Raw genomic sequence first — 11,363 nt, 5'->3', positions numbered from 1 at the left:
GAGATCCGATGACCGGGTTCACGCGCATCACGGTCGCCGGGCGCACCCGCCGGGCGGATCTCGTCGTGCCGCGGGCGGAGCCGCTCGGGGTCGTGCTGCCGACCATCCTCGATCTGCTCGGTGAGCCGACCGGCACCGTCACCCACCCGGCCGTGCTCGTGCGCCCCGACGGCGAGCAGCTCGACCTCGCGCGCACGAGCGAGGAGCTCGACCTGCTCGACGGCACGTCGCTGACCCTCGTGCGGCTCGACGCCGCGCCGCCTCCTCCGGCCGTCATCGATCTCACCGACGCCGCCACCGACGCGCACGCGCGGCGCTCGGACCGGTGGGACGAGCGCTCGCGCCTCGCACTCGCCGGCGTCGCCGCCGCGATCGCGACCGCGACCGCCGGACTCGTCGCCCCGTTCGCCTCACCGACGGTCGCGCTGGTCGTGCTCGCCGGCAGCACGATCGTGGTCACCGCCGCCGCCCTCGCGCTCGGACTGCTGCGGATGCGGTCCGCCGCCGTGCTCGTCGCGGCGGCCGCTGCCGGATGCGCCATCCCCGCGGGCGTCATCGCAAGCGTCGTCGCGGCGCAGGTCTCGGGTGACGTCGACCCGGTCGCATCCGCGGTCGCGGGAGCCGGGGTGGGGCTCGCGCTGCTCGGCACCGTGCTCGCCGTTGCGATCGGCGGCGGGCTGCGGCGGGTGGGCGCGGGCGCCGGCGGCGTGATGGCGATCCTTCTCTCGCTTCTCGTCCTCGCCCTGCTCGTGGCGGATGTCGGCACCTCCGCAGCGGTCGGGGTGGTCGGGGTCGTCGCGGTCTTCGCCACCGGCGTGCTCCCGTGGGTCGCCCTGGGCAGCGCGGGCCTCACCGGCCTCGATCAGCGCGTCGCCGAGGGCGAGCGCCTCGACCGCGCGACGGCGCGAGACCGCATCGACGACGCATACAGCGTGCTCACGTGGAGCACGGCCATCACGAGCGCGTTCGCGACGATCGCGACCGTGGCCCTCGTCCTGGGCACACCGGTGTGGAGTCCCCTGCTCGCCCTCGCGATCGCGCTCGCCAGTGCGCTGCGCTCGCGGGCGTTCCCGCTGCGGATCGCATCGGCGGTGCTCTGGTCGCCGCTCGTGCTGGGCGGCGCGACGGCCGTACTCACCCTGCTCGGCGGTCCCGCCGGCGCGTGGGGGGTGACCGTGTGCCTGCTCGCCGCCGCCGGGATCGCCGTCCTCGCCCTGGTCTCCCCGCGGGAGAACACCCGCGCCCGGCTCCGCGGACTCGGCAACGCCCTCGAGATGCTCGCCGTGGTCGCCCTCCTCCCGCTGCTGTTCGGGGTGTTCGGCGTCTACACCGAGCTGCTCGGCATGTTCGGGGGCGTATCGTGACGCGCCTGTCGCCGCTGCCGGCCGCGCTGTTCGGCGGTGCCGCACGATGGCGCCCGCTGCTGCCGCAGTGGCAGCGCGAGCTCGCCATGCCGCTGTCGACGGCGCGACGGATCGGCGTCATCTCGCTCGGAGCGGGGGCCGGCGCGACCACCCTCACCCGTCACCTGGTGCGGATCGTCGCCGCGGCGCGCGGCGATCGCGTGCTCGCCGTCGACGCCGCCGCCGACGGCGCACTGGCCGCGCACTGGCGGCTCCACCCCGACCGCGCACGCACGGCACCGCCCCGCACGAGCGCCGAGGCGACCGCGCACCTCGCCCGCGTGCTCGAGGGTGCCCGCGGCCTCGCCCCCGCGGCCGCTGCCACCGACCCGGTCGGTGCGTGGCTCGACGAGGCCGCTCCGATCTCGCGCTTCTTCGATGTCGTCGTCACGGACTTCGGCCGGCGGCATCCCGCCACCGACCTGGCACCGTGCGCAGCGCTCGGAGACACCGTGCTGCTGGTCGCCGACGCCGATCGCGCGTCGGCGGAGGCCGCGGTGTCGCTCGCCCCGGGACTGTCGGCCCTGCCGGAGAGCCCGCGGGTCGTCGTCGCGCTCGTCCACCGCGGCGGCACGGGCACGGCCGCCCGCATCGTGGCCGCCCGGAAGGAGACGCCGGTGAGCGTCATCCCGCACGACCGCGATCTCGCCCGCGACGCCGCCCCACGCCGCTTCGCCACCCGTGTCGCCCTGCTCGGCCTCGGCGCCGACCTGATGGCCGGAGACCGCTCGTGACGACCCGCATCGTGCACCGTCCGGCCCGCATCACCGAACCGGTCGAGGCCCCCGACGAGCTGGTGCTGGCCCCACCACCGCCGATGTCCGAGGCGGCGGGCGGGTTCCCGATCCAGTCGCTACTTCCCATCGTGGGCAGCCTGTCGTCGATCACCATGATCGTGCTGCTGCGCAACAACCCGATCATGGTGGTCGTCGGCGCGGTCATCCTCGTGGTCGCCCTCGTCGGCGGCGTCACGATGGCCTTCACCGCGCGGGGCAACGCCGCTCGGCAGCGGCGGGTGCAGAGAGAGCGGTACCTGGACTACCTCGAGACCACGCGTGCCCGGCTGGCCGAGCGTGCCGCCGAGCACCGCACGGCGATGTGGCGGCAGCATCCGGATCCTCAGGCGCTCATCGAGCTGACCGGGAACGCCGCGCGGCGGTGGGAACGTCGCCCGGGAGACGCCGACTTCCTGCGCGTGCGGGTGGGGCTCGCCGACGTGCGGGCGCTACCGGTGCGGCTGCCCGACGAGCAGAACCCGGTGCAGCCGTTCGACCCGATCATGAAGGGCGCGGCCGACAGGCTCGTGCGCCTGTCGGGAATCGTTCCGTCCCTGCCGTCGGTGATCGACCTGGAGCGCGGCGGGCAGGTCTCGCTCGTCGGGGATCGCGACCTGACCGTCTCGGCCGTGCGCGCCCTCGTCGCGCAGATCGCCGCGCTGCACTCCCCCGACGACGTGCAGCTGGCCCTCGTCGTGCCGGCCGAGCGTCGCGGCCAGTGGCGCGGACTCGATCTGCTGCCGCACGTGCAGGCGGCTGCCGCCGATTCCGCGACCGGCAGCGTGCGTCGCATCGCGCCGAGCCTGCCCGACCTGTTCCAGATCATCGGCGGCGAACTGCGCGACCGCCTCGCGACCGCATCCGCCGCCCGACGTGCCGGGCGCCGCCGCAAGCCGGCGCGACTCATCGTGTTCGTGGATGCCGACACCGACGCCGCGCCGACCCTTCCCCGGCTCGACGCGACCCTGGACTACACCGACATCGGCGTGACCGTCGTGCATCTCGTCGACGATCGCCTGAAGGAGCCGGCCACCGTCTCGATCCGACTCACCGCACACGCCGACGGCGCGACGATCGAGTCGCCAGGCGCGGGCACCGAAACGATCGGCGGCGTGACGGTGGATGCGGTCGGCACGGCCCTGCTGGAGGCCGTGGCCCGCCCGCTCGCCCCGCTGCGGCTGACCCGTACGAGCGCCGTGGACGCGCAGTCGGGCGACGTGCCCGACGTCACCGAGCTGCTCGGCGTCGGCGACATCGAGGCGCTCGAGCCGGCCACCGCCTGGACGCCGAGGTCGGCGGCTGACTTCCTGCGCGTGCCGATCGGCGTCGACGACCGCGGCGTGCCGGTGATGCTCGACCTGAAGGAGTCCGCGCAGCTGGGCATGGGGCCGCACGGCATCTGCATCGGCGCGACCGGGTCGGGCAAGAGCGAACTGCTGCGCACCCTCGTCCTCGGGCTCGCCCTCAGCCACTCCCCCGACGATCTGTCGATGATCCTCGTGGACTACAAGGGCGGTGCCGCGTTCGCCCCGTTCGCCCGGCTCCCGCACGTGGCCGGCATCATCGACAACCTCGCCGACGACCCGCAGCTGACCGAACGCGCTCGCGCGAGCATCAACGGCGAAGTCGTGCGACGCCAGCGCCTGCTCAAAGAGGCCGACAACGCCGCATCCATCGGGCACTACCGGCAGCTGCGTGAGGCTCGCCCCGACCTGCCGCCGTTGCCGCACCTGTTCCTGGTCATCGACGAGTTCGGCGAGCTCCTGACCGCCGAGCCCGACTTCGTCGAGCTCCTGCTGACGATCGGACGCATCGGCCGCTCGATCGGCGTGCACCTGCTGCTGTCGAGTCAGCGCATCGAGGGGGGCCGGCTGCGGGGCCTCGACACCTACCTGTCGTACCGGATCGGCCTGCGCACGTTCTCGGAGTCGGAGAGCGCGGTCGTGCTCGACACCCCCGACGCGTTCCACCTGCCGGCCATCCCCGGTTACGGCTACCTCAAGGTCGACACCTCGGTCTACACGCGGTTCCGCGCCGGCTTCGTCTCGGGTCCCGTTGCGGAGGTGGTCGCCTCCGACGGTCCGGAGGTGGTGGATGCTCCGCGTGCCCGCGAGCTCCCCGCGTACGACGTGACTCCCTCCGGCACCGAAGAGTCCGAGATCGAGCTGCCGACCGAGCCGGATCGCCCCGCCACGGGCCGCACCCTGGTGCAGGTCGCCGCATCGCGGCTCGCGCAGGGCGTCGAGCGCACGCGACCGGTGTGGCTGTCACCGCTCCCGCCCCGGGTCACGCTCGGGAGCGTGCTCTCCCGCGCCGACGAGCACCGCACCCTGCGGGCGCCGATCGGCGTGATCGACGAGCCCGCGCGACAGCGCCAGGAGCCCTGGCACCTCGATCTCTCGCGCAGCGGCGGGCACGTCGCGGTCACCGGCGCTCCGCAGTCGGGTCGATCGACGTTCCTGCGGACGCTGGCGGCATCCCTCGCGCTCACCCACACGCCCCGCGAGGTGAGCATCTACGGCATGGACCTCACCGGCGGGGGTCTGTCACGGCTGGAGCACTTCCCGCACGTCGGCGGCATCGCCACGCGTGGCCACCGCGAACGCCTCCAGCGGCTCGTCGAGGAGCTCACGGCGATGGTCGCGGTGCGCGAGCAGGTCTTCCGGGACCACGGGCTCGATTCACTGGCGGAGATGCGCGCCGCCCATGCCGCCGGTCGCCTCCCGCAGCTCCCCTCGGCCGATGTCGTGCTGCTGATCGACGGGTTCGGCGCGCTGAGAGGCGACTTCGAAGACCTCGACGGCGCCGTCTCGCAGCTGCTGGAGCGCGGCGGAAGCTTCGGCATCCACATGGTCGTCGCCCTGACCCGATTCAACGAGCTGCGGATGAACGCGCAGAGCCTCGTGGGCACGCGTCTCGAGCTGCGGCTGAACGACCCGGCCGACTCGCAGATCGCGCGCAAGCTCTCCGCGACCCTCCGCGCCGACGAACCCGGTCGCATCCTCACCGACGACAAGCTGCTCGCCCAGGTGGCGCTGCCACTGCTCGACGACGTCGACGCCGCCGACGTGGGCGAGGCGCTGGAGGCGCTCGCTCGTCGCAGCGCGGCCGAGTGGGGCGGGCCCGGGGCCGCGCCCATCCGCCTGCTGCCCGACGATCTCGCCCCCGCCGAGCTGCCCGACGCCTTCACCGAACCCGACGCGATCCCGCTCGGGCTGCGGCAGGACACGATGGAGCCGGAGCTGCTGGAGCTGGGCGCGACCGATCCGCACCTGCTCGTGCTCGGCGACAGCCGCTCCGGCAAGACGACGGTGCTGCGCGGGATCGTGCACGGGGCGATCGACCGTCACTCGCCGGAGGAGATCGTCGTCGCCCTCATGGACACCCGCGGGGAACTCGTCGACGATGTGCCCGACGCCTACCTCGGCGGGCACGCCAAGACCGGGCGCATGGCGCGGCAGCTGGCGGAGTCCATCGCGCAGGAGCTCGAGAAGCGCCAGGTGGAGGGGCCTGGCACCGGGCCGCGCATCCTCGTGGTCGCCGACGACTTCGACGTGCTGGCCGCCGGCGGCGTCGAGCCCCTGCGGCCGTTGCTGCCGTATCTGGCGTCGGCGCGCGACCTGCGCCTGAACGTCGTCGTCAGCCGCCCGGTGGCGGGCGCGTCGCGGGCGATGTTCGACCTCGCCCTGCAGGGCATCCGCGACACCGGCGGCACGACGCTCGTCATGTCGGGCGATCGGGCCGAGGGGCAGCTGCTGCCCAAGCTCTACGCCGAGCCGATGATCGCCGGCCGTGGGCGCATCGCGCGCCGCGGCCGCCACGCCGCCCTCGTGCAGGTGGCGCGCTTCACGCCGACACCGGCGGATGCCGCTCCCGCGCCGACGCCGCCGGTGGAGACACCGCCATTCACCGATGCGCCGCCGCTGCGCCGCCGCAGACGGGAACAGCCGGATGCCTCGTAGCTCGACACTCGTCTCTCCGGAGCCGGTCGGGGCGGACGCCGTCGCACGAGCCGTCGCCATCGTGCGCGACCGCCTCGGCGCCACCGGGGAATCGCCGGACTTCGTGCTGCAGGCGCTCGACGCCGGCGCGGCGCTGACGGTCTCCGCCGACGGCGACCTCGTCCTGACCGTGCTGCGCCCCCGACCGCTCGCCGACCTCGCCGAGGTGCGACGCCTGCGCCCGAAGTGGGGGCTCGACGCGCTGCCGACACCGGCGTACTGGACCGATGCCTACACCCCGTGGACGCCGGGCGGCCTCATCGGCATCGCCGTGCTCGACACCCTCGCCGAATCGCTGGGCGCGCACATCGACCACGATCCCCTGCTCTGAGGCTGGGACAACAGACGTCGCTGAAGCGTCATCGCGTCGGGCTCACCTCGATCACGTGTCCCACGACTGCTTTCTGACCCGGGAGGTCGATCACGTCGTCGACGACCCACTCGATCCCCCGAGCGAGAAGAAGAATCCCCGAATCTCCCTGCTGACGCGGCGGCTGGAAGAGAGCCGGTATCCCTGGAGGCACGCGCAGCCTGACCACTGACCGCGCCCCGGGGACCGTCCGGTCCACCGGCAGAAGCCGAGCCGTGAGGTAACCCGACTCCCGGATGCTCTGCCCCGGGGAGAAGCGCTCATCTCCCCTGTCCGTCAACGTCACGACGATGGCCTCCGGCGTGGGCTTCCGCGCCAGAGCATCGTCCAGCTGCGCGACCTGATCGCGGATGGGTGGCGTCATCGGCGCTTTCCCGCTGAGAGCGGCGTCGATCTCGTCACGCGAAGGTGACGCCGTGCGCACTCTGCGTGACGATGACGTGCTCTCCGGATTGACGAAGCGTTCCAGATCCGCCTTCGAGGGGTGCTCCTCAAGGCTGGGAGAGACCCTTCCGGCGGATTCGGGCCCTTGACGCCGAGGAGCCCTTCGATGGCTGCAGGGGCGGGCACTCCCCGTTGCTTGAGGTCGCGCAGCTTCGCGAGCCAGTAGCCCGACCCCGCCGGCTGGAAGTCTCCGGCACGCGTGGCGACGAGGCCGGCGGAATCATTGTCATCAACCCCGACGTACAGATACCCGACCGTCTCCCCGCCACGAACGACAGCGGCAGCCTTCACCGCCCCCGCCGGGGCGGCGTTGTACCGGGGCGGACCTGCGATCGCCCGGCCCTGCACGCCATCGACGTCCATCACCTCGCGAAAGGCCGGTAATCGCGTTCGGCGACCATCGAGATGAACTCGGCGGCACGCTCAGCGGAGACCTCCTCGAGATCACCGTCGTGGGGGAATCGGATCGCCCGATCCACACTGCCCTGCCGGTCGGGCCGCCAATCGTTCACATCCTTGAGCACCTGGTCACCCTGCGCCGAGCGACGCAGAAGCGCATACGGCACGAGCTGACCGTCACGAACCTGCTGACGCACGAAGTATCGCTCGGTGGATGGGGAAGCGAGGAACGCCGAGATCGCTCCGGCCGGCACTTCGAACCCGCCTGCAGAACCCGGATTCACGACGATGCCAGCCTCCGGCGAGAGCCCCCGCAGGATGAGATCAGCCGGAACGGCAACAGCAGAACGTTCCGCGGCGAAGTGCGACGGCACGCTCTCCGCGTGGGTGAAGAGCGCGACGAACCAGTTCTCGCCGTTCTGCACGACCATCGGGTTCAGCGCATCCGGCGCTGGCGTCTCCACGGCGGGGATGAGCACGACGACCTCCGACGACCGCAGTCCGACCAGCAACTCCTCCTTCGAGAGATCGCCCGACGCCGCCAGCGCCATCAAGCGCTCGAGCTCGGTGCGGGGCCGCAGCTCAGACATCCACGTACTCCCCATAGGTCTCGCCAAGCGCATCTGCCGTTGTGGCAACAGCGTAGCGCTCGGTCATCAGCCACCACGTCCCACAGACATCGCATCGGTACAAGCTCGACCGATCTGCCGCATTGTCAGCGACGTGGCGCGGGCGTTCTCCTCGCTCCCATTGCGCTCGACATACCGCGCAACCCTGCTCCGACCAAGGGGGCGCGGCGATCACCACACGCGTCTCACAAACCACTCCCCGTCGACGAGTTCGAAGCGGAAAGCGCTCGGCATGACGGGCCGCCCACCTTCGATGACGAACTCCCGGGTCGGATTCAGGAGGAAGCCTGCGTCGGGTCCTTCGCCGAGAACGGCCGTGTGCCCGCCCTCGAGGAAGTGCGGCCATCCCATCGCGTCGGCTGCGTGCGGGGGACGGATGCCGACGCCATCAGTGGGAAAAGCCAACCCGTGGACGTTCTCGCCGTTCAGGTAAGCGGCCTGTGTCGCGGGCGACATCCCGGTGTATCGGGCCGCGTCGTGCGCATTGTGAACGATCCCCGCGTCCTCCGCGGGCATCACGAAGAAGGGACGCCCGCTCGCGCCGAGCGTGTCGGCAGGACCGGCGTAGTAGGAGGTCGACGCCTTCTCGTCGAAGAAGGCGACCATCCACCCGTCGGAGCGGAGACGCTCGATCTGTTCGGGTGTGACGCGCGCGCCGACGTCGGTCGTGTCGATGATCGAAGGCGACGTTCCGGGAGCGCGCTCGACAACGAATGCGTCGTCGGGCCAGGTGAGGTCGGCCGCGCCTTGCGGGGTCTCGACACGATCGAAGATCTCCTGCTGCTGCGCACGCAGATCCTCGACCACCTCGGGAGACTGCCCGGGAAGTCTCTCCAGCTCATAGAGGTCGTGGGTCTCCATCTTCGCCGCGAAGCTGGCTTCCGTGTGGAACTGCACCTCGAAGACGCGACCGCTCACCGGGTCGAACCAGGTGCTGTTGATTCCTTGGTACCCCTCCCGGCCCCAGGAGTTCTTGAAGTCTCCGTAGGGCTGGTACCCCGCGTCGATCATGTCGTCCAGGGAGGAGCGGACCGTAGATGCGAACCCATCGTGCGGAACGGTTGCGGTGTACCGGATGGAGTCCTTGACGTTTGCGAGCACGCCGGACACGGACACATCCGATCCCGCAGCCGCGGAATCGAGGGCCGTCGCGACCTTGCGGTACATCGACTCGTCGCCCTTGAGCCGGAAATCCAGACCTTCCATCTGCACGCCGGGCCGAGTACCGAGGATGCCCGTCACGTCCGTCGTGATCCGCGGCTCTGCACCGTGGGACCCCGCGAGGAAGTCATCCACGGCAGCACGCTCGTCTGGTGAGAGCGAGAGACTCTCGTCTTCGGTGCTGGTCCAGCCCTCGTCCGATCGGTCCGTCACGCCACCGTCGGCACCCTGATCGGAGCGAACATCCTGATCAGCGCCATCGGCGTCGCCATCGCGCGCGACATCATCGACAGCGCTGTCATCGTGGGCCCCATCGACGGCGGACCCCGAGCCACTGTCCGCGTGACCCTCGGCTGCGGAGTCGTCGGGACGGACGGGGCCGACGTCATCACCGACCTGGGCCGCGTCACCGAACGCACCCTCGGGCAGCTCGACCCGTACGCCGGGGGCTTCCAGCACGGGCACTCCGTCGTCGACGCGCGCCACGATCGCATCCGGGTCGATGCCCAGCTCGTCCACGAGGGCGGTCATCGCCGTCTGGCCGGTGTCGGCGCGCAGCACCGCCGGCTGGCCGAGATCGTCGCCGAGGTCGACGACGTCGAGGCCGCTGAAGGTCGGTGAATCCAGTCGCGCCGCGAGGTCGCCGACGCCGGAGAAGGCGTGGCCGCCCACGCGCACCGCGCCGTTCACCGCCCAGGCACCCGGGTCGATCAGGTCGGTGAACCGCGCCATCTTCGACAGCACGGACGCGGCCGTGCCCGCCGTCTTGACACCCGCGACGGCGGCGCCGCCGGGAATGAGGATCGTGCCGACGTTGAAGACCGACTCACCGAGGGCCGTGCCGGGGTCATCCGCCCATTTGTCCCATGCGATGAGCGCCTTGCCGGTGTTCTTCGCGGTCTCGTCCAGGCCGTCCTTGAACTCGGCGACCTCGTCCGGGAGGAATCCGTCGCCGCCGAACTGCCGCATCCCGTCATCGACCGCGAACAGGACGTTCAGCGGCGGCGTCGCCGCGATCACCCCGCTCAGCGCGAGGGAACCGAGGCTGCCCCACGCCGCTCCGTAGGCGTCGCCGGAGAAGAAGTCGCCCGTCGACGGGTCGTAGCCGAGCACGAGCGTGCCGAGGCCCTCGACGGTCCCCCACACGCCGCCGACGGCGATGCCCTCCCACAGGAAGTCCTTGAAGACGACGTTGACGGTCGCCTCGCCGCACCCCTCGGTGCGCTCCACCTCGGCGCCCCACGGCATCTCGGTGCCGGCCGGGATCTCGTCGATGCCGTAGGCGAGCGCGTCATCCTCGCTCGTGGCCGCCCGCAACGGCGCGGCGCAGTACAGCGCGCGGATCGCATTCGCGCACGTGCGCTCGGCCTCCCACAGGAGCACCTGCTGCGCATTGACCCGTGCGATCAGATCGTTGTTGCGGTCGACGTACTCCTGCACCTCATGCCACTCCTTCGTGACGGTGCGGTACTGGGAGACCTCCGTCGCGGTGGCGGTGCCGCCCGTCGACGACGACGAGTACGCGCCGTACGCGTTCCACGACCCCTGGTAGCCCTGCGTGCTCACCCAGGCCGGGTTCAGCTCGCGCACGCTCACGCCACCGGAGATCTCGGCGGCGAACGTCTGCGCCTCCAGGCGCAGCGCATCCAGCTCCGCCTTGATCGGGCGCACGTCGGCGGCGAAGGCGGTGAGCGCGCCGCCGACCGTCTCGATGCCGTCGCCGGATGCGGTCGCCTGGCTCGAGACCGGATCCATCAGCCCCAGCAGGGTCGCCGACTCGGGGGCCTCGTAGACGCCGGCCATGCGCTGCCACGACAGCTGCACCTGCGAGCCGGTGTCGCGCACGGTGCCCGCGAGCGAGGTGACCGTCGCCGCGTTGGTCTCGATCGCCTCGGGGTCGAGATCTCTGCCCGGGATCTGTTCCGGGTCGATCGCCGCCGGCATCAGTCGGCCCCGAGCAGCAGGGAGGCGGGCGTGATCGCGGCGACGCTCGCTGCCTGCGCGTCGGCGGCCATCGTGAGGTCTCCGGTGACGTAGGCCTCGGTCGCTGACACGACACCGCTGGTGGCGGCGCTGATGCGGGCGCTCATGCCCTGGATACGGGGCGACTCGACGGTGTCGAAGTAGGACTGCACGGCCTCGGCGATCGCGCCGGACTGCGTGGCCGTGACGGCGGCGCC

Annotated in this window: 8 protein-coding genes; 4 read left to right on the top strand and 4 right to left on the bottom strand. The window is 71.8% G+C overall.

Annotated features, from left to right (window positions below; genetic code table 11):
- The 4 genes from B4E30_RS09750 to B4E30_RS09735 all read left to right on the top strand — a co-directional run.
- A partial coding sequence (locus B4E30_RS09750) for an EsaB/YukD family protein (RefSeq protein WP_286795065.1) occupies positions 1 to 1,364 on the top strand: 1,364 nt, incomplete at its 5' end.
- Positions 1,361 to 2,137, top strand: coding sequence for a hypothetical protein (locus tag B4E30_RS09745; RefSeq protein WP_286795064.1), 777 nt, complete (start codon positions 1,361 to 1,363; stop codon positions 2,135 to 2,137). The genes B4E30_RS09750 and B4E30_RS09745, both read left to right, overlap by 4 nt.
- Complete coding sequence (eccCa, locus tag B4E30_RS09740) at positions 2,134 to 6,141, top strand: type VII secretion protein EccCa (RefSeq protein ID WP_286795062.1); 4,008 nt, start codon at positions 2,134 to 2,136, stop codon at positions 6,139 to 6,141. The genes B4E30_RS09745 and eccCa overlap by 4 nt, the downstream gene beginning before the upstream one ends.
- The gene (locus B4E30_RS09735) at positions 6,131 to 6,511 is read left to right on the top strand and encodes a hypothetical protein (protein ID WP_286795060.1); all 381 of its coding nucleotides are present in this window, start codon (positions 6,131 to 6,133) and stop codon (positions 6,509 to 6,511) included. Before eccCa ends, B4E30_RS09735 begins: the two co-directional genes overlap by 11 nt.
- Before the next feature lie 28 nt (positions 6,512 to 6,539).
- On the opposite strand, the gene B4E30_RS09730 is transcribed toward B4E30_RS09735, so the two are convergent.
- From B4E30_RS09730 to B4E30_RS09715, 4 genes are all read right to left on the bottom strand, one after another.
- Entirely contained in the window at positions 6,540 to 6,836 is a 297-nt protein-coding gene (locus B4E30_RS09730; RefSeq protein ID WP_286795059.1) for a hypothetical protein, read from the bottom strand.
- A gap of 520 nt (positions 6,837 to 7,356) precedes the next feature.
- Positions 7,357 to 7,983 (bottom strand): SseB family protein, encoded by a 627-nt coding sequence (locus B4E30_RS09725; protein ID WP_286795058.1) that lies wholly within the window; start codon positions 7,981 to 7,983, stop codon positions 7,357 to 7,359.
- Positions 7,984 to 8,193: 210 nt separating this feature from the next.
- The gene (locus tag B4E30_RS09720) at positions 8,194 to 11,127 is read right to left on the bottom strand and encodes a hypothetical protein (protein ID WP_286795057.1); all 2,934 of its coding nucleotides are present in this window, start codon (positions 11,125 to 11,127) and stop codon (positions 8,194 to 8,196) included.
- Positions 11,127 to 11,363: DUF6507 family protein (locus B4E30_RS09715; protein ID WP_286795055.1), on the bottom strand; the 237-nt coding region annotated here is incomplete at its 5' end. The genes B4E30_RS09720 and B4E30_RS09715, both read right to left, overlap by 1 nt.

Origin of the sequence: Microbacterium sp. UBA3394 (assembly GCF_002358725.1) — a bacterium.
In the GTDB taxonomy this organism is placed as follows: domain Bacteria; phylum Actinomycetota; class Actinomycetes; order Actinomycetales; family Microbacteriaceae; genus Microbacterium; species Microbacterium luteum.
This window is presented reverse-complemented; position numbering and strand designations above follow the sequence as displayed.